We start from the raw sequence: 22,825 nt of genomic DNA, 5'->3' as shown, positions 1-22,825 counted from the left end.
GGGCCTTCGTCGTCTCTGGGGGCGTCGTACTCGGCGGAGCGGACCCGGACTACTCGGCGACGCGCGCGGCGATGTCGGTGCGGAAGTGCGATCCGTCGAGCGTGATGCGGCCGATCGCCTCGTAGGCGCGGTCGCGGGCGGTGCGGAAGTCCGATGCCACGGCGACGACGTTCAGCACGCGTCCGCCGGTTGCGATGAGGGATCCGCCGGGGGCGTCGGGGCTCGCGGTGGCCGCGTGCACGAGGCGCACGCCCTCGACGGCAGCGGCCTCGGCCAGGCCCTCGATCGGGCGTCCGGTCTGCGGCGCCTCGGGGTAGCCCTCGCTCGCGAGCACGACGGTGATGGCGACGTCGTCGCTGAAGACCGGCTCCGGCTGGTCTTCGAGAGTGCCGGATGCCGCGGCGAGCAGCAGTTCCGACAGCGGCGTCACGAGGCGAGGCAGCACGATCTGCGTCTCGGGGTCGCCGAAGCGGGCGTTGAACTCGATCACGCGCACGCCGGCGGGGGTGAGGATGAGGCCGGCGTAGAGCAGTCCGATGAACGGGGTGCCCTCGCTGTCGAGCTGGCGGATGACGGGGAGTGCGACATCGCGCGTGACCTCGTCGACGAACGCCTGCTCGCTGCCGAACTGGTCGGCGAGCCACGGCAGGGGAGAGTACGCGCCCATTCCGCCGGTGTTGGGGCCCGCGTCGCCGTCGAGTGCACGCTTGAAGTCCTGCGCGGGGCTGAGTGCACGCACCGTGTCGCCGTCGCTCAGGAAGAACAGCGAGACCTCGGGGCCCGAGAGGAACTCCTCGATCAGCACCGGGCCCGAAGGCAGGTAGTGCTCGGCATGGGCGAGCGCGTCTGCGCGGTCGGAGGTCACGATGACGCCCTTGCCGGCTGCCAGCCCGTCGGCCTTCACGACGTACGGGGCGCCGAGCTCGTCGAACGCGGCCTCGACCTCTGCGGTCGTGGTGGCGCGAACTGCGCGACCGGTGGGAACGTCCGCGGCATCCATGATCCGCTTCGCGAACGACTTCGATCCCTCGAGCTGAGCCGCGGCCTTGCCGGGACCGAACACCGGGATGCCGTGGGCGCGCAGCACATCGGCGACACCGGCGACCAGCGGAGCCTCGGGGCCGACGACCACGAGGTCGACAGCATGCTCGTTGGCGAAGGAGGTCACCGCAGCGCCGTCGAGCATGTCGAGGGTGACCGGCGTCGCGTCCTGCGCGATGCCGGCGTTGCCGGGGGAGACGAAGATCTCGTGCTCCGCCTCTTCAGCTCGCAGAGCGAGGATGATCGCGTGCTCACGGGCACCGGAACCGAGGACGAGAATCTTCACCCGTCCAGACTACCGACGCGGGCCGCGGGGTTTCGGCGGTGAGGCCCCCGGTCGGCTCACAGCGTTTCGTCTCAGGCGACTTCGTCGTCTTCGCTCAACGACCACCTGCCGGTGAGCGAGCGAAGCGAGTCGAAGTGACGAAAACGCGCGACGGGGCGAGGTCAGAGCGCGATCGGGCGTTCGAGCGACCGGTCCCACGCCACCGTCCACCCGGTCGCGTCGAACAGCGCGTCGAGCACCATCGCGGTGAAACCCCAGACGATGGTGCCGTCGACATCGAACGCGGGGCCCTTCCAGGTGCGGCCCATGCGGCTGAGCGTCGAGGTGAATCGCGTCGAGGGGTCGAGCAGCTGCGCCACAGGCACACGGAAGACCTCGACAGTCTCGGCATGGTCGACCGCCGCGACCTGCGACGGCGAACGCCACCAGCCCAGCACGGGCGTCACGAGGTGGTTGCTCGCGGCGAGCGGGAGTTCGGCGAGGGTCGCGAGCACGTCGACACCCGCGGGGTCGAGTCCGGTCTCCTCCTGCGCCTCGCGGAGGGCCGTGGCGACGGCATCCGCATCCTGCTCCTCGCGTCGTCCGCCGGGGAACGACACCTGGCCGGGATGCGACGAGAGGGTGGCGGCGCGACGCTGCAGCAGCACGTCGAGGTCGGCTGCGACGGTCAGCTCGTCGGTCTGCGCCGGGATGCTGTCGAGCCGCCCGAACAGCACGAGCACGGATGCCGGATGCGCGCTGCCGACGACCGGAGGGAACGGTCGTGCCCAGGCGTCGGTGCGCCGGGCAGCGGCGAGCAGCTCGGCGCGTGCGCCGTGCAGAGTGTCGGGATTCTGGCTCATCGACTCGAGCCTATGCCCGCTGTGACCCCGCCGGTCGGCCCGGCGTACTCTGGGGTGCATGCCCTCTCGCAAGATCGACATCGTCGACGGCCGCGCCGCTCTCGACGCGGTGCGCACAGCCGAGGCCGCGGGCGAGAAGCCGCAGCGCACAGCGCTCGCGACGACGGTGCGGTACCTCTTGCAGCTGCTCGACGAGAAGGCGCCGGGCAACAGTGTCGAGGTGCGCGTGCCGCCGTTCGGCGCAGTGCAGGTCATCCAGGGGCCGCGTCACACCCGGGGCACTCCGCCCAATGTCGTCGAGATGGACCCCGCCACCTGGATCGCCGTCGCGACGGGTGCGGAGCACTGGGCGGATGCTGCGGCATCCGGTCGCATCAGCGCGTCGGGCACCCGCGCCGACCTCGCGGACGTGCTGCCGTTGCGTCCCTGACAGCGTCCGCGCAGAGCCGCATGCGGCACGCATGCATCGGTGGGACAATGGAGGCATGTCCTCCCACGATTCCTCCGAGACGGTCGAGGCGACCGTTCGCCGCGTGCCACGATTCGGCGTGTTCATGGGCATCGGGGTCGTGCTCGGCGTCATCGCCGCGGGCATCCTCACGATGGTCGGCAGCTACGAGCCCTCCGAGGCCGTGAACGTCGTCTACCCTCCCGGCCAGGTGTTCGGGTTCCTGCTGCTGTGGACGGTGCCGATCGGTATCGCGCTCGCCAGCGTGGTCGCGCTGATCCTCGAGCGCACCTCCCGCCGCCACGATCACGTGGTGCGCGTGCAGCACGAGACCATCATCGAGAACGACTGACCTCAGGCGCGATCACGCCAGTTCGGCGATGATCGGCCGGATCGCCGCGTCGAACGACACCACGTCGCGCCGCAGCCCGTCGGTGACGGCCACGGTCAGCGCCCCGATCCACCAGATGCCGCGCTGTGAGAACGGCAGCACCTGCACGTTCAACTCGAACGAGTGCGCCCGACGGCCGACATCGCGCTCGAACTCGGCGATGGCGCTGGCGTACGCACGATAGGCCTCGCCGCCGATGGTCCCGCTGCCCGAGCGGGTCGCGATCGAGCTGCGGATCGACGACACATACCGGTCGTGCGCGACGCGGGCGAAGTGCAGGGCCGATTCCGCGTGCGGCACGATCGCCGCTGCCAGCTGCTCCGCGCCGGATGCGGGAAGGGCGACCAGCGTGTCGAATCCGTCGATCAGTTCGAGCGGAACGCCCGAGGGATGCGCGCGCGGCTCGATCGTCATGTCCCAGTAGTCGCGCCACTGCTTCTCGAGCTCGGGGGTGACCTCGACGGCATCCGGCGCTCTGACCGGCAGATCCCGCAGGCTGGGGAGGTCTTCGGGGGCGCGGATGCCCAGCGATTGGCGCAGCGCGAGCGCGACGAGCACCGGAACGCTCGCGTCTTCGCGGATCAACCACTGCGGCTTGTCGGCCATGGCCCCATCGTAGGAGATGCGGGGAGGGGAAAGGGGGCCTCGCTGGGCGGTAGGCTGGGGGCGTGGCTGCCTCCCCCACCAATCCCTATTCCGAAGCCGGCGTCGATACCGCTGCAGGCGATCTCGCCGTCGAGCTGATGAAGTCTTCCGTGCGCGCGACGCACGGCCCTGAAGTGCTGGGCGGTGTCGGCGGTTTCGCCGGCCTGTTCGACGCGAGTGCACTGCGCGACTTCCGTCGCCCGCTGCTCGCGACCAGCACCGACGGAGTCGGCACGAAGGTCGCCATCGCGCAGGCCATCGACAAGCACGACACGATCGGTCAAGACCTGGTCGGCATGGTCGTTGACGACATCGTCGTGGTGGGTGCCAAGCCGCTCTTCATGACCGACTACATCGCCTGCGGCAAGGTCTTCCCGCAGCGCATCGCCGACATCGTGCGCGGCATCGCCGAGGCGTGCACCGCCACCGGCACCGCGCTCATCGGCGGCGAGACCGCAGAGCACCCCGGCCTTCTCGGCCCGCGCGATTACGACGTGGCAGGAGCCGCTACGGGCGTCGTCGAGGCCGACGGCATCCTCGGTGCCGACCGCGTGCAGGACGGAGACGTCGTGCTCGCGATCGAGTCGAGCGGACTCCACTCCAACGGCTACTCGCTCGTGCGCCACATCGTCACCAACGCCGGCATCGGCTACGGCGACAACGCTGCGGACTTCGGCAAGACCTGGGGCGAGGCTCTTCTCGAGCCGACGCGCCTCTACACGCTCCCGCTGCTGCGTCTCATCGAGCGTCTCGGCGGCGGCGCAGGAACGGGCGGAGTCCACTCGCTCAGCCACGTCACCGGCGGCGGCATCGCGGCGAACCTCGCCCGCGTGCTCCCGCAGGGCAGCTGGGCCGAGGTCGACCGCAGCACCTGGTCGCCGAGCCCGGTGTTCCGCGTGCTCAGCGACATCGCCGGTTCCACGCTCGAGTCCGCAGAAGGCACCTGGAACCTCGGCATCGGGTTCCTCGCGGTCATCTCGGCCGAGCAGAAGGATGCCGCGATCGCGGCCCTCGCCGCCGAGGGCATGCCCGCATGGCAGGTCGCCACCGTGGGCTTCGGCGCACGCCCGGCAGGAGAATTCGAACAGGGCGCCAAGGGCGTCGACGGTGGAGCAGTGCGCCTGGTCGGCGCCTACGCGGACGGAGCGAAGTAAGAGTCCATGTGCGGCATCGTCGGAATGGTGGGCTCTGCCCCGGTCAATCAGGACATCTACGACGCACTCCTGCTGCTGCAGCATCGCGGCCAGGATGCGACGGGCATCGCCACCGCTGAGGCGAACGGCGTCATGCACAACGCCAAGGCGCAGGGCATGGTGCGCGAGGCGTTCCGCACCCGCGACATGCGCGGACTCCTCGGCAACGTCGGGCTCGGCCACGTGCGCTACGCGACCAAGGGCACCGCCTCGAACGAGGAGGAGATGCAGCCGTTCTACGTGAACGCGCCGTACGGCATCATCCTCATCCACAACGGCAACCTGACCAACACGCGTGAGCTCACGGCCGACATGGCCAAGCGCGACCGTCGTCACCTGAACTCCTCCAGCGACACCGAGCTGTTGCTCAATGTTCTCGCCGGTGAGCTGCAGAACACGACGTCGACGGTCGATCTCGACGCCGAGCGCGTCTTCGAGGCCGTCGCGCGCACGCACGAGCGCATCGAGGGCGCCTACGCCGTCATCGCGGTGATCGCCGGATACGGTCTGCTCGCGTTCCGCGACCCGTTCGGCATCCGCCCGCTGATCCTCGGACGTCGTCCGTCGACCGTCGCCGGGGCCGAAGGCCGCGACGAGTGGGTCGTGACGAGTGAGTCGCTGGTCCTCGAGAACGCCGACTACGACGTCGTCCGTGAGGTCGAGCCGGGTGAGGCGATCTTCATCACCAGCGAGGGCGAGCTGCACAGCAAGCAGTGCGCCACCGAGGCCACTCTCGCGCCGTGTGCGTTCGAGTACGTGTATCTCGCGCGTCCGGACTCGGTCATGAACGGCATCTCGGTCTACGAATCGCGACTGCGCATGGGCGACAAGCTCGCCGACACCATCGCCAAGCACGTGCCGATGGACAAGATCGACGTGGTCATGCCGATCCCCGACTCTGCGCGACCCGCAGCCATGGAGGTCGCCCGCAAGCTGGGCATCGAATACCGCGAGGGCTTCTACAAGAACCGCTACGTCGGCCGCACCTTCATCATGCCGGGCCAGGCCGTGCGCAAGAAGAGCGTGCGACAGAAGCTCAACGCCATGTCGACCGAGTTCCAGGGCAAGAACGTGCTCCTGATCGACGACTCGATCGTGCGCGGCACGACCTCGAAGCAGATCATCCAGATGGCTCGGGATGCCGGTGCCACCTCCGTGACGTTCGCCTCGGCAGCGCCGCCGGTGCGACATCCGCACGTCTACGGCATCAACATGCCGTCGCGTCACGAGCTCATCGCGCACGGCCGCACGATCCCCGAGATCGCCGAAGAGCTGGGCTGCGACCACCTGGTCTACCAGGAGGTCGAAGACCTCAAGGCTGCGATCACCGAGGGCTCCGTCCTCAGCGATCTCGACATGAGCTGCTTCGACGGTCGGTACGTCACCGGAACGGTCTCAGACGAGTACCTCGCGTGGGTGGAGGGGTCGCAGACCTCGTGACCGCGGGTGCGCAACCGCTCTGGCGGGGTCGTGCGCTCGCCCTGATCGGCATCGTGCTGGTCGCCTTCTCGCTGCGCTCGGCCGTGGCGTCCCTGTCTCCGGTGATCGACCATGTCGCCGAGGATTTCACGGTGTCGTCGGTCGTGATCGGCATGATCGGTGCCGCGCCGCCCGTCTGCTTCGCCGTGTTCGGCCTTCTGACCCCGCTGTTCGAGCGGCGGTTCGGTCTCGAGCGGGTCGCGGTGGTGGCGATCGCTCTGATCGCCGCGGGTCTGCTGCTGCGCGGTCTCTCGGTCGACTCGACGTCATTGCTCGCCGCGACGGCCGTGGTGTTCGCGGGTGTCGGCTCGGGCAATGTGCTGCTGCCGCCTCTGGTCAAGAAGTACTTCCCCGATCGCCTCGGGCTGATGATGACCGTCTACTCCACCACGATGGCGGTGTCGACGTTCGTGCCGCCGTTGGTGGCCGTGCCGATCGCCGACACGGCGGGGTGGCGCGTCTCGCTCGGCCTGTGGGGCGTGTTCGCCGCGATCGCGCTGGTGCCATGGGTGGCGATGCTCATCACGAGTCGAGCGGATGCCGTCGCCGCGGTGCCGGCGAAGATCGACTCCGACTCCGACTTCGACCCCGATTCGTACGAGTACGAGGTCGAGCGTGACGGCCACGACGCAGCATCCGTGGCCACCGGTCCGATCGCGACGACGCCCGCCAGTCCGCGCGTCTTCGGTCGACTGTGGCGGTTGCCGATGGCATGGTCGATCGCTCTCGTGTTCGGGGCCTCATCGACCGTCGCCTACGTGTCGTTCGCCTGGCTGCCGACGATCATGATCGATGTCGGCGGAGTCTCGCCGTCGAACGCCGGGTTGCTGCTCTCGCTGTTCGGCCTCATGGGTCTGCCGTGCTCGCTGCTGGTACCGATCCTCATCGTGCGCTTCCAGGCGACCCGCCCGGTCTTCTTCATCGCCGTCGCCTCCGGGCTGATCGGACTCCTCGGTTTCCTCTTCTTCCCGACGGTGGGCCTTCCGCTCTGGGTCGTGTTCTTCGGCCTCGCGCCCGCCATGTTCCCGCTGGCCCTGGTGCTTCTCAGCATCCGCGCCCGCACCCCTGAGAGCGCCGTCGCGCTCAGCGGGTTCGTGCAGAGCATCGGCTACGCGGTGGCAGCGCTCTTCCCGCTGTTGATCGGATTGCTGCACGATGCGACCGACAGCTGGCTGGTTCCGCTGTGGCTGCTCGTGGGTGTGCTGATCGCCGTGATCCCCGCCGGATGGATCGCCGGTCGACGCCGCACGATCGAAGAGGACTGGGAACGCCGACACGGGCGCTGGTGACCGCACCCGCACGCTCGGCTGCGGCTGCTGCGCTCAGTGTGCGCGAACGTCGTCACCGATGCTGATCGTTCCGCCGACCCAGGGGGCTGAATCGTCGGACGGCGCATGCGGCGGCAGCAGAAGCCGCCCGAGAGTCGGCTCCTCCTGCCCGAGGGCGCTGGTGAGCGTCTTGAGCACCTTCGCGTCGCGAACTCCGGTGTCGGGATTGGCGTGTGTCGCGAGGCATCGCACGATCGGTCCCGCAGCGCGGAAAGTCACCTGACCGATGGTCAGCTCACCCGCCCAGTCGAGCTCGGACCAGGCAGGAGCGTCGTCGATGACGACGTTGGAGCGGAACCGGCGGTCATCGATGCCGAAACCGAGCGCATCGCTCAGTGCGTCGACACTGCCGCGACCGTGTACCGAGACGTACCCGCGAGCGCGATCCTGGAACCTCGAGGTCACACCGTCGCCCACGAGCACGAGCGGCAGGCGTCCCGGGCGCTGGATCCGACGGCCCTCCGGGCTCGCGAGAACGAACTCGGTCACGGCATCCGCGAGTTCCACCCGTCCGGCGTCGTCGAGTCCGGCCTCGACGAGCACCGATCCTTCATGCTCGATCCGCACCCGTTTCCGAGCATCGTCGTAGTTCGTGCGCAGCGCCGCGAGGCCGGGGAAATCCTGCAGCGAGAGTCCCCTCGCCTTCGGCCAGTGGTCGAGACCGTCACGGACCTCGGGGTTGACCGCGTCGGCGAAGCGGAACGCGAGCACACGATCGCCGGCGATGCGGCCGTCGGACTGAACCGTGAGCGAGTCCACGGACTCGGGGGTGAAGCCCTTGATCGGATGACGGAAGAGGGAGACGACTTGGGCCATGTGACGATCCTCTCAGGCCAGTCGGCGCCGACACGTCAGCGCGCTGGCGGGGATGCTGCTGAACTCCAGGATTCTGGACATGACGAAACCCCCGTGTGTCGCACGGGGGAGTCGACGACGAACGAATCGGCGGTCAGGCCTTTTCGAGTTCGTCCTCGTCTTCGTCTGCATACTCGTCGGCCCACTTGTCGACGTATGCGTCCGAGTCACTCGGATGTGCAAGCTCACGCTCGAGCGCGGAGTAGTTCACCGACGGACTGAACGACTTCAGTTCGCGGGCGATCTTGGTGTGTTTCGCCTTTTGACGGCCACGGCCCATGCCTGAGACCCCCTCACGATTTAAGCTGCGGGCAATCTGCGGCCCGAGTCATTCACGACACCGGCTCAAGGCCGGTAAGAGTAGCATTCAGAATAGCACGCGGCCAGACCGCACTGGCCCGTTCGCAGCTGGTGAATGGAGCGATCATCATGACCGAGAACATCTCCACGCCCTCTGACGAGGCGGCACAGAACGCGACGCTGCAGAAAGCGGTGATCGTCGGGATGCAGCCGGGGCAGGCCGCACGCGTCATCGATGAGGCGGCGCGGTTCGCGCGGCTTCTGCGTGTGCCGCTCGTGGTCGCTCACGTCGACGTCACCCGGTTCGTGACGTACGAGGATCCCGACGGATACGTGCACTCCGCGCCCATCGACCTCAATCTCGATGCCGGCACCGCCGAGTTCGAGGCTGTGCAGGCCGAGGCGGCAGCGTCACTCGACGGCACCGGGATCACCTGGACGGCCAGGCAGCTGGTGGGCGACCCAGCCCTCGCGATCAAGCAGCTCGCGAACAGGCTCGACGCCCAGCTGATCGTGGTGGGAACGCGCAAGCGCGGCATCGGCGAGTCGATCCGCGAGTTCTTCACCGGATCGGTCGCCGCCCGCCTCGCGCATCGCCAGCATCGGTCGGTGCTCGTCGTGCCGCTCGAAGAGCCCGTGCCCGACTCCCAGCCCGAGATCTGGACCGAGTAGGCGTCGCATCCGATCGAGCCGAAGTGACTAAACGTGGCTTCGGTGCGAGATCGGGTTGCGACGTTTCGTCTCAGTCGACTTCGTCGGCTTCGCTCAACGACCGTGGTCTTCCGGTCGTTGAGCGCGCCCGGCGGAGCCGAGCGAGCGCCGTACTGAGCGAGCGAAGCGAGTCGAAGTGACGAAACGCGCCGTGAAGCGGGGTCAGCGTCCGAGCGAGGCGAGCGCGGTGGTGATGCCGCGGGCTGCGGCATCCAGTCCGTCTTCGAGGTCGGACACGACGGATGCCGGCAGCGTGCCGCCCTTGGCGACGTGGGTGCGCAGGTCCGTTCTCACCCGCGCGCGGAACGCGTTGATCACGGCATCCGCCCGGTGCATCTCCTCGCGAGTGACGAGGCGTTCGTCGTCGCCGGCGCTGCGGGGCCGGGACTTGGATGCCGCGCGGTCGTCCTTCTCCGCCGAAGCGAGATCGGCGCGGAGGCTCTTCATCGCCTCCTTGACGCTCTGGCGCACCTCATTGGCGATCAGCCGCACAGAGTCGGTGATCCCGGCCTCGATTCCGGCGAGGTCTCCTTCGCGAGATGCGAGTTCCGCGCGGCCCGCATCCGTGATCGCGTAGATCGTGGTGCGGCCGTCGACGCTCTTGGTGACCAGGCCTTCTTCCTCGAGCTTCGCGAGTCGCGGATAGATGGTGCCGGCGCTCGGGGTGTACGTGCCGCCCGTGCGATCGGTCAGCGCCTGGATGATGCCGTACCCGTGCTGCGGCGCCTCGGCGAGCAGCGAGAGCAGGTAGAGCCTGAGATCGCCGTGCGAGAAGACTGCGGGACTCATGCTTCCCACTCCGCGTCATCCGTGATCGATGCGGGGGTACGGCGCAGCACGGTCACGCCGCCCGAGACGGAGTTGGCGCGCAGATCGACGAAGCGTCCTGCGAGCTCGCCCGTCGATCCCGTGTAGTTGTTGATGCCCGATGAGCCGCGCTCGACACCGTCGATGAGCAGTCGACCGCTCAGCGAACGGATGACGTAGTTCGCGGCGAGCGACTCGTCGAGACGCACGGTCGTGCCGCCCGAGACCGAATTGATGTTGATCGTGTTCACGTCGCCTGCGGCATCGACGAGCGTCGAGCCTGACACGATGTCGACGGTGGCCTTGCGCACGGTGCCGGTGACGGCCACGTCGCCCGAGACGCTGTTGGCAGTGATGGAGCCCGTGAGTCCGCGCACCTGCACGTCGCCGGAGACGGAGTTGACCGACAGGTCGCCGATCAGGGTGTCGACGATGATGTCGCCCGAGACGGTGTTGAGGCGGGCGTCGTTGCGGATGCCAGAGACCAGGGCGCCGGCACTGACGACGCCCAGGTTGAGAGCGATCGAGCGGGGGACCGCGACGCTGACCTCGGCCTTGGGGCCGCCGGAGCCGAAGTTGCGGAACACCTCGAGGAAGTTGTCCCAGCCGAGCTGCGGGTGGTCGATCTCGACCTCGCCGTCGTGCGCCTCGATGCGGAGGTCTTTGGTGGTGACGCCGTGCACCTCGATGCGGATGCCGGGTTCGTCGTGCGCGATGACGTCGACCTGACCGCCGACCAGACCGATCTTCAGTCGGGTGACGTTCTCGATGTCGACGACGCGTTCCTCGCCCGGGGCGATGAGCCACTTCTCGGTCATGTCTGCTTCTCCTGTGTTGAGGGATCACGATATATCGTGTCTGGGAAGCGTAACACGATATATCTCGACTTTGTCAAGAGGGGGTGCATGGGTGTGCCGTTTGCAGGAGCGCGGCACTTCTGCAGGAGAGTTCGCGTGGGATGCTCCTGCAGACGTGCTTCGGTCCTGCAAACGGTCTGGATGACCGGAGCTGAAACACAGGAAACAGCGCCGGAGAACGCGTCAGACGAGCGGCGGGGTGTGCCAGATCCGGTCGATGTAGTCGCGGATCGAGCGGTCGGACGAGAAGAACCCGGTGCGGGCCACGTTGAGGATCGCCGAGCGGGTCCACGCATCCTGGTCGGCGTAGTCGGCATCCACTCGGCCCTGTGCCTCGATGTACGACGCGTAGTCGGCGAGCACCATGAAACGGTCTTCGTAAAGGAGATTCGAGACCACGGGCTCGAACACCGAGCGATCGCCGCGCGAGAAGGCGCCGGATGCGATCAGATCGATCGCCCGACGCAGGCCCTCGTCGGCCTGGTAGAACTCCTGCGGTCGGTAACCGCGAGCCGACAGGTCGGAGACGTCGGGCTCGCTCATGCCGAACAGGTAGAAGTCGTCATCGCCGACGAGCTCGCGGATCTCGACGTTCGCCCCGTCATCCGTTCCGATCGTGAGCGCGCCGTTCAGGGCGAACTTCATGTTCCCGGTGCCCGATGCCTCCTTGCCGGCGAGGGAGATCTGCTCCGACAGATCGGCGGCGGGGATCACCCGCTCGGCGAGGGTCACGTTGTAGTTCGGCGGGAAGACGATCTTCAGTCGGCCCTCGAGGCGAGGATCGGTGTTCACGACTTCACCGACGGCGTTGATGAGGTGGATGATGCGCTTCGCCATCGCATACCCGGGGGCCGCCTTCGCCCCGAAGATCGCGGTGCGGGGAACGACATGCGACACGGCGATGCGCCCCGAGATCACGCCCTCGTAGGTCGTGACGATGTGCAGCACCTTGAGCAGCTGGCGCTTGTACTCGTGCAGACGCTTGACCATGACGTCGAGCATGTGGCCGTCGCTGATCTCGACGCCGTCGCGCTCGCGCAGCACCTCGCTCAGGCGGCGCTTGTTCGCGGCCTTCACGCCCGCGAAGGCCGCCCGGAACTCGGCATCCTCGGCGAACGGCTCGAGTTCGCGCAGCCGCTCGAGGTCGGTGGTCCAGCCGTCGCCGATCGCCGCGGTGATGAGCGACGAGAGCTCGGGGTTCGCGAGACGCAGGAACCGCCGAGGGGTGACGCCGTTCGTGACGTTCGTGAACTTGCCAGGGAAGAACGCATCGAAGTCGTGGAGCACCTTGTCGCGCAGCAGCTGCGAGTGCAGCTCGGCGACGCCGTTGACCTTCGCGCCGGCGACGGTGGCGAGATAAGCCATGCGCACCGAACGGACCGGATGCTCGGCGATGATCGACATGTTGCGCACGAGCATCTCGTCGTCGCCGAAACGCTCGCGCACGGCCAGGAGGAACTCGTCGTTGATGCGGTAGATGATCTCGAGGTGCCGGGGCAGCAGTCGGCCCATCAGCTCGACCGGCCACACCTCGAGCGCTTCGGGCAGCAGCGTGTGACACGTGTAGGCGAAGCACTGCCGGGTGATCGCCCACGCGGCATCCCACTCGAGGTGCTTCTCGTCGATGAGCACGCGCATGAACTCGGGTACCGCGATCACGGGGTGGGTGTCGTTGAGCTGGAAGATCACACGGTCGGGCAGGTTCGCGAGATCGAAGTCTTCGGCGAGCATGTTGTCGAGGAAGTCGTGGATGGAGGCCGCGACGAAGAAGTACTGCTGCTGCAGGCGCAGCTCTTTGCCCTGCGGGGTGGAGTCCTCGGGGTAGAGCACCTTCGAGATGTTCTCGGCGTATGTCTGCGCCCGCACGGCCTCTTCGTAGTCGCCCGAGTTGAAGATGCGCAGGTCGAAGGCGCTGGTGGCGACGGCACTCCACAGACGCAGCGTGTTGACGCGGCCGTTCTGGAACCCCGGGACCATGTAGTTGTAGGGCACGGCCTGCACGTTCCAGGCGGGCACCCATCGGCTGCGGGTGACGCCCTCGTCGTCGTACTTCTCGGTGTGCCCGCCGAATGCGATGGTCTGCGCGTCTTCGGGGCGCGCGAACTCCCACGGCGAGCCGAGCGCGAGCCAGGCATCCGGCTGCTCCACCTGCTGGCCTTCGACGAAAGTCTGGCGGAAGATCCCGTATTCGTAGCGGATGCCGTAGCCGATGCTCGGCACCGCCATCGTGGCGAGCGAGTCGATGAAGCAGGCCGCGAGGCGTCCGAGTCCGCCGTTGCCGAGGCCGGGCTCGACCTCGTGGGCGCGCAGCTCGTCGAGGTCGATGCCACACGATGCCAGGGCCTGGGTCGCGACGTCGGTGAGGTCGGCGGCGAGCAGGTTGTTGTCGAGCTGGCGCCCCAGCAGATACTCGGCCGAGAGATAGCAGACGCCCTTCGCCTGCACCGCCTTCTGGTGCCGCACATCCTCGAGCCAGCGGGCCATCAGGTAGTCGCGCACGGTGTGGGCGAGCGCGAGGTAGCGATCGTTCGCGCTGGATGCCGACAGGGCGACGCCTCGGTCGAAGTTCAGGTTGTGCAGGAAGCGCTTCGCGAATTCATCCGCAGTGCTCGGCGGAGCGATCACGGGGGCGAGGGCGAGCGGATGCAGAGAGGAGCGTGATTCGGGCACGTGACGACCGTAGCGAGCGCCGGGCGGAATCGTGTGACGAGCGGATGAAGAATATTGGTTCGGACGATGGCTTGACCTTGACGCAGCGTCAACTTCTACCGTGGAGTCATCGAAGAACGGAACCACGGAAGGAGGAGGCGATGACCGGTCGTGATTGGTCGATCCAGGAGATCGCCCGACTCGCTGGCACCACCAGCAGAACGCTGCGTCACTACGACGACGTCGGCCTGCTGCCGCCCTCGCGCATTGCGCACAACGGCTATCGCCACTACGACGAGGCTGCGCTCGTGCGCCTGCAGCGCATCCTGCTGCTGCGCGAGCTCGGACTCGGACTGCCGCAGATCGCCGAGGTGCTGAACCCGGCGACTGCGCGGCAGAGCGAGGAATCCGCTCTCGAGACACACCTCGCGCTGCTGCGTGAGGAGCAGAACCGGCTGGCGCGACAGATCGCGTCGGTCGAGAACACCATCAACGCATTGAGAGGAGGTGAAGAACTCATGGCAGAGAACATGTTCGACGGTTTCGACCACACCCAGTACAAGGAGGAGGTCGAACAGCGTTGGGGTCGCAAGACCTACGCCGACAGCGACCGCTGGTGGCGCGGGATGACCGACGCCGAGCGTGCCGACTGGCAGCAGCGCGTCTCCGACCTCGGTCGGGACTGGATCGCCGCCGCGGAGAGCGGCATCGACCCGGCATCCGCTGAGGCTCAGGACGTCGCCCGCCGCCACGTCGAGTGGCTCACCGGCATTTCGGGTACCCCCGCGGCAGTGCCGGGCGGTGACGTCAAGGCCTACGTCATCGGACTCGGTGAGATGTATGTCGCAGACCCGCGCTTCGGCGCCAACTACGCGACGTCCGCCGGTGGCACGCAGGGCGCGGAATTCGTCCGCGATGCGCTCCGCATCTACGCGGAGGGCAACCTGTAGACCGTCCCCGGTCGTTGAGCGACGACGACGGAGTCGACGGAGACGAAGCGTGGTGAGCCGATCTCGTCCAGGTGGCGCGTTTCGTCTCGCTCGGCTTCGCCGTGCTCGCTCAACGACCGGGGGGCTCGGCTTCGCCGTGCTCGCTCAACGACCGGGGGCGTTCGGCTTCGCCGTGCTCGCTCGACGACCGGGAAGCCATCTCGGTCGTTGAGCGACGACGACGGAGTCGACGGAGACGAAACGTGGTGAGCCGATCTCGTTCAGGTGGCGCGTTTCGTCTCGCTCGGCTTCGCCGTGCTCGCTCAACGACCGGGGGCGCTCGGCTTCGCCGTGCTCGCTCAACGACCGGGGGGCTCGGCTTCGCCGTGCTCGCTCGACGACCCGGGGCAGGGCGCTTTTGCACAGATGGAGACACCAGGGCAAGACCGAGAACGGATGCCGGGGGTGGGCGTAGGGTCGGGGCATGAGCCACCGACGGAGACGCACGGATGCTGCGCCGCTGTTCGCGGTGGCGGCCGTGGCCTACGGTGCGAACGTCGCCCTCGGGTCGGCGGTCGCGGCCAGACTCATCGACACGAGCAACTTCCGCTGGCTGCACCACGCGATCTACATCGCCACGTGTGTGGCTTCCGCAGCCGCCTTCTCGGCGATCTTCTGGGGTACGCCGAGGCCCGCGAGCCGCCGTGCCGCTCTGGCCCTGGCGCCCGCCGCCGCACCGCTCGCCGCGATCCCGTACCTCGGCACGCACGGCCGCCGGCATCCGCTCATCGCGCTCGCCGCAGCCCCCTTCATCATCGCGGGCCTCATCTGCTCGCGCCTCGCCACCGACCGGAAGTGAACGCATGGAACTGCTCGACGCCATCCGCCGCCGCAAGACCACGAACGGGCCCTTCCTGCCCGACCCGGTGTCGGAGGAGCATCAGCGCATCCTGCTCGAAGCCGCAGGCCGCGCGCCCTCGCAGCTGAACAGCCAGCCGTGGCGGTTCGTGGTCATCGAGAACCGCGACACGATCGACAAGATCGCCCGCATCTCGGGCGACAGCATGACCGAGGCGATGTCGAACGGCACGTTCTTCGAGCGCTACAAGCCGTACTTCCGCTTCAGCCAGGCCGAGATGGAAGAGAAGCGCAGCGGGATGCTGTTCGACAAGCTCCCTGCAGCCCTTCGCCCGTTCACGAGCCAGGTGTTCACCAAGCGCGGCCAGAAGCTGATGAACACCTTCGGGGTGCCGAAGACCCTGGGCGAGGAGAACCACAAGCTCGTCGCCGGCTCGCCGCTGCTGCTGGGCGTCATGCTCGATCGCAGCGAGTACCGGCCGGGTCAGCTCTCGTCGTTCTACTCGGTGTTCAGCATGGGCGCGGCCATGGAGAACGTCTGGCTCACCACGGTGGAGCTCGGCATGGGCATCCAGTTCATCTCGTTCCCGATGGAGGTTCCGGGGCAGTGGGACGAGATCGTGAAGCTGCTGCGCGTGCCCGACGACCTCGAGCTCATGGCCGTCTACCGCCTCGGCTACCTGCCGCCCGAGCAGCGCCGCCCGGCGATCGACTGGTCGAGCCATCAGCGCAAGCTCGCCTCGCAGTACGTGTTCCGCGAGAACTGCGACGAGCCTCAGCAGGGCTGGGATGCCCCGCCCCCGGGCGCGGGAGCACCGGGGGCGAGCTGACCCTCAGCCCCCGCTCTTGCGGGGCAGCGCCTTGAGGTCCTGCAATGCGGGGCCCTCGATCCGAGTGCCGTCGGCTTCGAAGCGCGAGGCGTGCAGCGGGCAGTCCCACGTGCAGTCGGCGTCGTTCCAGGCGAGCACTCCGCCCAGGTGCGGGCACACGGCCGAGACCGAACGGGTCACGCCGTCGACCGTCGAGATGGCCACAGGGCGCCCGCCGCGGTTCGCGACCACACCTTCTCCCTCGGCCGGCTTCGTCACGGGCACGGGTCGGCGCTCCGCATCGACCCATCCGGTCGTCGCGGCGGCTGCGACCTTCGCACCCTCAGCCGCTCCCCGTGCGAGGTCGGCGGGAACCGTCAGTCTCGTGCCGATCTTCACCATCCACGACGGCCGATCGTGCCAGCTCGCGCCGAGGATCTCGGCGGTGAGGCGCAACGCGGCGGCCGGGGCGTTCGACAGGCCCCACTTGGCGTAGCCCGTCGCGAAGCGAATGACGCCGAGGCTTCGCGGCATCGCGCCGACGAAGGGGATCTGGTTGTGCGACTCATAGTCCTGCGCCGACCATCGATGCGTCTCTTCGGCATCCGGAAAGTACCTCTTCGTCCACGCGACGAGGTCGTCGACGGCGGCGGCCTCGCTGTCCGATCGTCCGACCGGATGCCCGTTGCCGCCGACCACGAGCCGTGCATCGCCGCCCGGGCCGTCCGCGTCGGAGACCGGGCGGATCGACCTGGTCGCTCCGTCGACTGAGATGAACGTCGACTCGGGCAGCGGGCCGCCCACCCGGAACGAGACGCAGTACGAGCGGAACGCGCGCATCTTCGCGAAATACAGACCGCGATCGAGGATCGGGTAACCGGTCGCGATCACGATGTGCTCGGCGAACATCGGGCCGGCTGTCGTCTCGACGCGCGGGTCGGGCAGCGCATGGGTCGCCGTCACCCGGATGCCGGTGTGCAGCGTGCCGCCGGCGGCGAGCAACTCCTCCGCGAGCGCCTGAGCCACGAGCGCCGGGTCGATGGTCACCTGCTCGTCGAGCGCGACCGCGCCGAACACGGGGAAGGGCGTCGACGCCAGCTGATCGCGCGTGAGCATCCGGGTCGGCAGTCCGGCCTCGCGGGCCGCCGCGTGCACCTCGCGCACGGATTCGAGTCCGCTCGCGTCCTGCGCATAGGAGTGATCGGTACGCCGCTCGTAGGGGACCCCGGCATGGTCGGCGAAGGCTGTGAGCCAGTCCATGCCATCGCGATTGGCCTCGACGTAGGCCTGCACCAGGGATGCGGGGTGATGCCTTCGGATCTCGGCGAGCCGCTTGCCCTGCAGCAGCGACAGCTTGCCGGTGTTGCCGCCGGTCGCGAGCTCGGCCACCTCGCCGGCTTCTATCACGGCGACGTCGAGGCCCGCACGGGTGAGCATGACGGCGGTGGTGAGTCCGGTGAGGCCGGCGCCGACGATGATGACGTCGTGCCGTGCGCCGGGGTCGAACGGTGTGCCGGTGGGCGGAGTCCGGTCGAGCTTCCACAGTGGCTTCATGGTGACAGTCTCGACCCAGGCCCGCTCGGCGCGCACCCGGTTGACAAGAGACGGATGCGTCGGCGAGGCGCGACTAGAGTTGCCGCGTGACCCCTCGGTGCCTGCTCCTCGTGCTCACGGGCGGCAGCCTCGGCACAGCGGCTCGCTTGGCCGTGGGCCTCTGGATACCGGATTCCGGCGGCATCCCGTACGCCACACTCCTGGTCAACGTTCTCGGCGCGCTGCTGATCGGAGTGGTCGCGGCGCGGTTCGCCTCGACCGCAGGGCTGCGGGTGTTTCTCGGTACAGGCGTGCTCGGAGGCTTCACCACGTACAGCGCCTCCATGACCGGCACGGTCACTCTCTGGGCGGATGCGCCACTGCTGGCCTTCGCATACGCCGCGGGTGGTCTGCTGCTCGGTCTCGCCGCCGCGGCTCTGGGACTCCGTCTGGGGCGTCCTCGCCTGTCTTCCCGTCCGGCAGGAGCCGACGCGTGAGTCCGCTGCTGTTCGTCGCCGCCGCACTCGCGGGAGGAGTGGGCGCCGTGCTCCGATATCTCGTCGACCTCGGCGTCGCGAGGGTCGCCGGACGCCGTTTCCCCTGGGGCATCCTGGTGGTGAACCTCAGCGGGTCGTTCGCCCTGGGGTTCGTCACCGCTGCCCTGCCCGATCAGGCCTTCCTGCTCGGCGCCGGACTGCTCGGGGGCTACACGACCTTCAGCACGGCGATGCTCGACACGGTCGCGCTCTGGCGTGACGGCGAACGTCGAGCATCCGCGTTCAATGCGATCGGGATGCTGCTGCTGGGGCTGCTCGCGGCCGGCCTCGGCCTGGCGCTCGGCTCACTGCTCTGATCTGCCTGGATGTCGCTCTCCCGCCGGGCGAATCTCCAGGTTCGCGAGGCAGAATGTACAGATGTACATGTACGCGTGTACAGGCAGACAGCGCAGGGGGATCGGATGAGCGAAGGCACACGCCGCCGCCGCGACCCTGAGGCGCGCCGTCTCGAGATCGTCACCGCCGCAGCCGAGCTGATCGTCGAGATCGGTGTCGACGCACTCACCCATCGCAAGGTCGCCGCGCGAGCCGGTGTGCCGCTCGGGGCCACGACACAGTACTTCGCCACGCTCGACGACCTGCGTGAGGCCGCCATCGGCGCGCTCGCCGCCGAGATCGAGGCGCGCATCGACGAGACCCGCCGTGCGGTGGTGGTCGAGGGCGTCACTCCTGCGGGCCTGGCGAGGCTGGTGCATCAGGGGCTCACCGATGCGCGGGCGATCCAGGCCGACCGCGCCGTCGTCACCGCTGCGGTGCATGATCCCCGGGTTCGCGCGTTCGCCAGACAGTGGTCCGACGAGGTCGTCGGATTCATCGCACCCGTTCACGGACCGGACCGCGCCAAGGCAGCCGCCGTCTTCATCGACGGCGTACTCTGGCATGCACAGATCCATGACGAGCCGCTCGACGAAGAGCTCATCCGCGACGCCCTCGCCGGGATCCTCACTCCTTCTCCGGCGTCCCCCTCCGCATCCGCCGCCGCAGCATCCGCCTGATCCGATCGAGAGAGAACCCGCCTTGTCGAACCTCGCCGTCCTGAGTCTCAAGAACCGCGCACTGATCGCACTGATCACGATCGTCGCTGCCGTGTTCGGCGGGCTCGCTCTGACGAACCTCAAGCAGGAGCTCATCCCGTCGCTCGAGCTGCCCAACCTGATGGTCATGACGACCTACCCCGGCGCCTCGCCCGAGGTCGTCGAGAACGACGTCTCGACGCCGATCGAGTCGGCGATCCAGGGGGTGCCGGGGCTCGAGGGCACCACGGCCACGAGCACGACCAACGCGTCGATCGTGCAGGCGACGTTCGCGTACGGCACGAACCTCGCGACGGCCGAGCAGAAGATCCAGCAAGCGATCAACCGCATCTCGGGGCAACTGCCCGAAGACCTGAGCCCCCAGGTGCTCGCCGTGTCGATCGATGACTTCCCGGTGATCCAGGTCGCGGTCACCGGCTTCGACGATGCCGAGAATGCTCAGGCGGAGTTGACGAGCATCGCGATCCCCGAGCTCGAAGACGTCGACGGCGTCAACGCCGCGCAGCTCATCGGCGGGGTCGGCCAGCGAATCACGATCACTCCGGATGCCGCCGCCCTCGCAGCGCTCGGACAGAGCACGCAGGCCATCAGCACCGCGCTGCAGCAGAACGGCACGCTGTTCCCCGGTGGCGAGATCACCGAGAACGGTCAGACCCTCACCGTGCAGACCGGCGCCAAGATCACCTCCGTCGAGGAGATCGCGGCCCTGCCGCTCGTCGGCACGACGGCGACAGTCGGAGAGGTCGCGACGGTCGTGCAGGAGAGCGATCCGGTCTCGTCGATCTCGCGGGTCGACGGTGAGGACGCCCTCTCGATCTCGATCACGAAGCTGCCCGCCGCCAACACCGTCGAGGTCTCGCAGGGAGTGCTCGCGGCACTCGACGAGATCGGCGAGGCGTTCCCCGACGCGACGTTCACGATCATCTTCGACCAGGCGCCGTTCATCCAGCAGTCGATCGAGACGCTCGCGACCGAGGGGCTGCTCGGGCTCGTCTTCGCCGTGATCATCATCCTCGTCTTCCTGTTGTCGATCCGGTCGACGCTCGTGACGGCGATCTCGATCCCGACCAGCGTCCTGATCACGTTCATCGGACTGCAGGCGTTCGGATACTCGCTCAACATCCTCACCCTCGGCGCGCTCACGATCGCGATCGGACGTGTCGTCGACGACTCGATCGTCGTGATCGAGAACATCAAGAGGCACTACGTCGGCGATGCCGACAAGGGCGACGCGATCCGCCTCGCTGTGCGTGAGGTCGCGATGGCGGTGACCTCGTCGACCATCACCACGGTCGCGGTGTTCCTGCCGATCGTGTTCGTGGGCGACATGGTCGGCGAGCTGTTCCGGCCGTTCGCGATGACGGTGTCGATCGCGATGGTCGCGTCGCTGCTCGTCTCGCTGACCATCGTGCCGGTGCTCGCCTACTGGTTCCTGCGCCCCGGCAAGCCGCTGCTCGACGAGAACGGCGTGCAGATCGATCCGGAGGATCCGGCTGCGCCGCCGACGCCGCTGCAGCGGGCCTACCGCCCGATCCTCGGATGGACGCTGAAGCACTCGGGCGTGACCGTGATCCTCGCGGTCGTCGTGCTCGGTGCTACCCTCGCCGCCGCGCCGCTGATGAAGGTCAACTTCCTCAGCGACTCCGGGCAGAACACCATGACGGTCACACAGGACCTCGGTCCGACCGCGAGCCTCGAGACCAAGTCGGAGGCGGCGGTCGCGGTCGAGGATGCCCTGCTCGACATCGACGGCGTCACCACGGTGCAGGCCTCGATCGGCTCCAGCGGTTCGGCGCTGCGCGACGCGTTCTCGGGCGGTGCCGGCATCACCTACTCGGTGCTCACCGATGCCGATGCCGACCAGGAAGAGCTGCGCGCCTCGGTGCAGGATGCCGTCGAGGACCTCACCGACGTCGGCGAGGTGACGGTCGCATCGGCGGCGGGCTTCGGGTCGAGCGACATCGAGATCTCGGTCTCGGCCTCGAACGCCGAAGACCTGCAGACCGCGACGACCGCAGTGGTCGATGAACTCGACGGGCGTGACGGCATCGGTCAGGTGACCGACAACCTCGCCGCCGCCCTTCCCTACCTCGCCGTCGTCGTCGATCGGGATGCCGCCGCCCAGCGGGGCCTCTCTGAGGTGGCCGTCGGGTCGATCGTCTCGAACACGATGCGCCCGCAGCAGGTCGGCACGGTCGAGATCGATGACACCGCTCTGACGATCTACCTCGCATCGGCCGAACCGCCGACCACCGCGCAGGCGCTGCGCGAGCTGACGATCCCGACACCGCTCGGAGTCGTGCAGCTGCAGGAGATCGCGACGGTCGAAGAGCGCAACGGCCCCACGTCGATCACCACCGAGCAGGGGCGCCGCACGGCGACGATCACCGTGCCCCCGGCATCCGACAACCTCGCCGTGGCGACCCAGTCGGTGACCGAGGCGCTCGCCGCAGTGGACCTTCCCGACGGCGCGTCGGCCGAGGTCGGCGGTGTCGCGACGCAGCAGGCGGACTCGTTCTCGCAGCTGGGTCTCGCGATGCTCGCTGCGATCCTGATCGTCTACGTCGTGATGGTGGCGACCTTCAAGTCGCTGCGCCAGCCGCTGCTGCTGCTCGTGTCGGTGCCGTTCGCGGCGACCGGCGCGATCCTGCTGCAGATCGTGACCGGTGTGCCTCTCGGTGTCGCTTCGCTCATCGGTGTGCTGATGCTGATCGGCATCGTGGTGACGAACGCGATCGTGCTGATCGACCTCGTCAACCAGTATCGCGAGAAGGGGCTGTCGACTCTCGACGCGGTCAAGGCCGGCGGCGAGAAGCGTCTGCGCCCGATCCTCATGACGGCACTCGCGACGATCTTCGCGCTGACCCCGATGGCGCTCGGCATCACCGGGCACGGCGGATTCATCTCGCAGCCGCTGGCGATCGTCGTGATCGGCGGACTCATCTCATCGACCGTGCTGACGCTGATCGTGCTGCCGACGCTCTACAACCTCGTCGAGGGTGCGAAGGAGCGGCGCCGGGCGCGCAAGGCCGGATCGGGAGACGACGATTCTGGACCGGTCAGCGGTGATGAGCCGACCGGCGGCCCTGCGCCTGCGGGCGAGCTCGCGATGGCCGGTGCTGGGTCAGATGCCGGTGAGTCCGGCCTGCCCCACGCGAACCAGCTGACTCGCCGGGAGCTTCGAGAGCGCGGCGAGTAGTCGCTGCCGCGTTCACAGTTCAGCAGCCGAGTGCCTGACGCCCGCCCGGAACCGCTTTTCGGGCGGGCGTCGTC

Annotated in this window: 22 protein-coding genes; 13 read left to right on the top strand and 9 right to left on the bottom strand. The window is 68.2% G+C overall.

The window, feature by feature from the left end; genetic code table 11:
• Window positions 1-49: 49 nt before the first annotated feature.
• Window positions 50-1,327 carry a phosphoribosylamine--glycine ligase gene (gene purD, locus ACZZZN_RS13290; protein ID WP_463505609.1) on the bottom strand — a complete coding sequence of 426 codons (1,278 nt, stop codon included), beginning with the start codon at window positions 1,325-1,327 and terminating at the stop codon, window positions 50-52.
• 161 nt (window positions 1,328-1,488) lie between these two features.
• Window positions 1,489-2,169, bottom strand: coding sequence for an NUDIX hydrolase (locus ACZZZN_RS13285; RefSeq protein ID WP_463505608.1), 681 nt, complete (start codon window positions 2,167-2,169; stop codon window positions 1,489-1,491).
• 58 nt (window positions 2,170-2,227) lie between these two features.
• Between ACZZZN_RS13285 and ACZZZN_RS13280 the strand changes: the two genes are divergently transcribed.
• Entirely contained in the window at window positions 2,228-2,599 is a 372-nt protein-coding gene (locus ACZZZN_RS13280; protein WP_463505607.1) for a sterol carrier family protein, read from the top strand.
• Between the two features lie 55 nt (window positions 2,600-2,654).
• On the top strand, window positions 2,655-2,969 hold the full coding sequence (locus ACZZZN_RS13275) for a potassium transporter Trk (protein WP_463505606.1): 315 nt from the start codon (window positions 2,655-2,657) through the stop codon (window positions 2,967-2,969).
• Between the two features lie 12 nt (window positions 2,970-2,981).
• On the opposite strand, the gene ACZZZN_RS13270 is transcribed toward ACZZZN_RS13275, so the two are convergent.
• Window positions 2,982-3,614, bottom strand: coding sequence for a zinc-binding alcohol dehydrogenase (locus ACZZZN_RS13270; protein ID WP_463505605.1), 633 nt, complete (start codon window positions 3,612-3,614; stop codon window positions 2,982-2,984).
• Between the two features lie 62 nt (window positions 3,615-3,676).
• Between ACZZZN_RS13270 and purM the strand changes: the two genes are divergently transcribed.
• From purM to ACZZZN_RS13255, 3 genes are read left to right on the top strand one after another with little or no spacing between them, the layout of a single operon-like run.
• A complete protein-coding gene (purM, locus tag ACZZZN_RS13265) occupies window positions 3,677-4,807 on the top strand; it encodes a phosphoribosylformylglycinamidine cyclo-ligase (protein WP_463505604.1) in 1,131 nt (376 codons plus the stop codon).
• Between the two features lie 6 nt (window positions 4,808-4,813).
• Complete coding sequence (gene purF / locus ACZZZN_RS13260) at window positions 4,814-6,286, top strand: amidophosphoribosyltransferase (protein ID WP_463505603.1); 1,473 nt, start codon at window positions 4,814-4,816, stop codon at window positions 6,284-6,286.
• Window positions 6,259-7,614 carry an MFS transporter gene (locus tag ACZZZN_RS13255; RefSeq protein ID WP_463505602.1) on the top strand — a complete coding sequence of 452 codons (1,356 nt, stop codon included), beginning with the start codon at window positions 6,259-6,261 and terminating at the stop codon, window positions 7,612-7,614. The genes purF and ACZZZN_RS13255 overlap by 28 nt, the downstream gene beginning before the upstream one ends.
• Window positions 7,615-7,647: 33 nt before the next feature.
• On the opposite strand, the gene ACZZZN_RS13250 is transcribed toward ACZZZN_RS13255, so the two are convergent.
• Entirely contained in the window at window positions 7,648-8,469 is an 822-nt protein-coding gene (locus ACZZZN_RS13250) for an MOSC domain-containing protein (protein WP_463505601.1), read from the bottom strand.
• A 133-nt stretch (window positions 8,470-8,602) separates the two neighbouring features.
• Complete coding sequence (locus ACZZZN_RS13245) at window positions 8,603-8,788, bottom strand: DUF3073 domain-containing protein (protein ID WP_463505600.1); 186 nt, start codon at window positions 8,786-8,788, stop codon at window positions 8,603-8,605.
• 149 nt (window positions 8,789-8,937) lie between these two features.
• On the opposite strand from ACZZZN_RS13245, the gene ACZZZN_RS13240 reads away from it, so the two are divergent.
• Window positions 8,938-9,480 (top strand): universal stress protein, encoded by a 543-nt coding sequence (locus tag ACZZZN_RS13240; protein WP_463505599.1) that lies wholly within the window; start codon window positions 8,938-8,940, stop codon window positions 9,478-9,480.
• Between the two features lie 201 nt (window positions 9,481-9,681).
• On the opposite strand, the gene ACZZZN_RS13235 is transcribed toward ACZZZN_RS13240, so the two are convergent.
• The 3 genes from ACZZZN_RS13235 to ACZZZN_RS13225 all read right to left on the bottom strand — a co-directional run bounded on the left by ACZZZN_RS13235 (window position 9,682) and on the right by ACZZZN_RS13225 (window position 13,853).
• Window positions 9,682-10,308 (bottom strand): PadR family transcriptional regulator, encoded by a 627-nt coding sequence (locus ACZZZN_RS13235; protein WP_463505598.1) that lies wholly within the window; start codon window positions 10,306-10,308, stop codon window positions 9,682-9,684.
• Window positions 10,305-11,144: a DUF4097 family beta strand repeat-containing protein gene (locus tag ACZZZN_RS13230; RefSeq protein WP_463505597.1), complete on the bottom strand. Its 840-nt coding sequence runs from the start codon at window positions 11,142-11,144 to the stop codon at window positions 10,305-10,307. Before ACZZZN_RS13230 ends, ACZZZN_RS13235 begins: the two co-directional genes overlap by 4 nt.
• A 222-nt stretch (window positions 11,145-11,366) precedes the next feature.
• Window positions 11,367-13,853 (bottom strand): glycogen/starch/alpha-glucan phosphorylase, encoded by a 2,487-nt coding sequence (locus ACZZZN_RS13225; RefSeq protein ID WP_463505596.1) that lies wholly within the window; start codon window positions 13,851-13,853, stop codon window positions 11,367-11,369.
• A 140-nt stretch (window positions 13,854-13,993) separates the two neighbouring features.
• On the opposite strand from ACZZZN_RS13225, the gene ACZZZN_RS13220 reads away from it, so the two are divergent.
• The 3 genes from ACZZZN_RS13220 (at window position 13,994) to ACZZZN_RS13210 (ending at window position 16,449) form a co-directional block, all read left to right on the top strand.
• Complete coding sequence (locus ACZZZN_RS13220) at window positions 13,994-14,782, top strand: MerR family transcriptional regulator (RefSeq protein ID WP_463505595.1); 789 nt, start codon at window positions 13,994-13,996, stop codon at window positions 14,780-14,782.
• 463 nt (window positions 14,783-15,245) lie between these two features.
• The gene (locus tag ACZZZN_RS13215) at window positions 15,246-15,620 is read left to right on the top strand and encodes a hypothetical protein (RefSeq protein ID WP_463505594.1); all 375 of its coding nucleotides are present in this window, start codon (window positions 15,246-15,248) and stop codon (window positions 15,618-15,620) included.
• A gap of 4 nt (window positions 15,621-15,624) precedes the next feature.
• Window positions 15,625-16,449 (top strand): nitroreductase family protein, encoded by an 825-nt coding sequence (locus ACZZZN_RS13210; protein WP_463505593.1) that lies wholly within the window; start codon window positions 15,625-15,627, stop codon window positions 16,447-16,449.
• A 3-nt stretch (window positions 16,450-16,452) separates the two neighbouring features.
• On the opposite strand, the gene ACZZZN_RS13205 is transcribed toward ACZZZN_RS13210, so the two are convergent.
• Complete coding sequence (locus ACZZZN_RS13205; RefSeq protein WP_463505592.1) at window positions 16,453-17,982, bottom strand: FAD-dependent oxidoreductase; 1,530 nt, start codon at window positions 17,980-17,982, stop codon at window positions 16,453-16,455.
• A gap of 86 nt (window positions 17,983-18,068) precedes the next feature.
• On the opposite strand from ACZZZN_RS13205, the gene ACZZZN_RS13200 reads away from it, so the two are divergent.
• The 4 genes from ACZZZN_RS13200 (at window position 18,069) to ACZZZN_RS13185 (ending at window position 22,751) form a co-directional block, all read left to right on the top strand.
• Window positions 18,069-18,458 (top strand): fluoride efflux transporter FluC, encoded by a 390-nt coding sequence (locus tag ACZZZN_RS13200; protein WP_463505591.1) that lies wholly within the window; start codon window positions 18,069-18,071, stop codon window positions 18,456-18,458.
• The gene (locus tag ACZZZN_RS13195; protein WP_463505590.1) at window positions 18,455-18,814 is read left to right on the top strand and encodes a fluoride efflux transporter FluC; all 360 of its coding nucleotides are present in this window, start codon (window positions 18,455-18,457) and stop codon (window positions 18,812-18,814) included. The genes ACZZZN_RS13200 and ACZZZN_RS13195 overlap by 4 nt, the downstream gene beginning before the upstream one ends.
• Window positions 18,815-18,919: 105 nt before the next feature.
• Complete coding sequence (locus tag ACZZZN_RS13190; RefSeq protein ID WP_463505589.1) at window positions 18,920-19,513, top strand: TetR/AcrR family transcriptional regulator; 594 nt, start codon at window positions 18,920-18,922, stop codon at window positions 19,511-19,513.
• Between the two features lie 22 nt (window positions 19,514-19,535).
• Entirely contained in the window at window positions 19,536-22,751 is a 3,216-nt protein-coding gene (locus ACZZZN_RS13185) for an efflux RND transporter permease subunit (protein ID WP_463505588.1), read from the top strand.
• Window positions 22,752-22,825: the final 74 nt, after the last annotated feature.

The organism is Microbacterium sp. AC145 (assembly GCF_979258505.1).
Note: the sequence above shows the minus strand (reverse complement) of the source record. Positions and strands in the feature narration are given on the sequence as shown.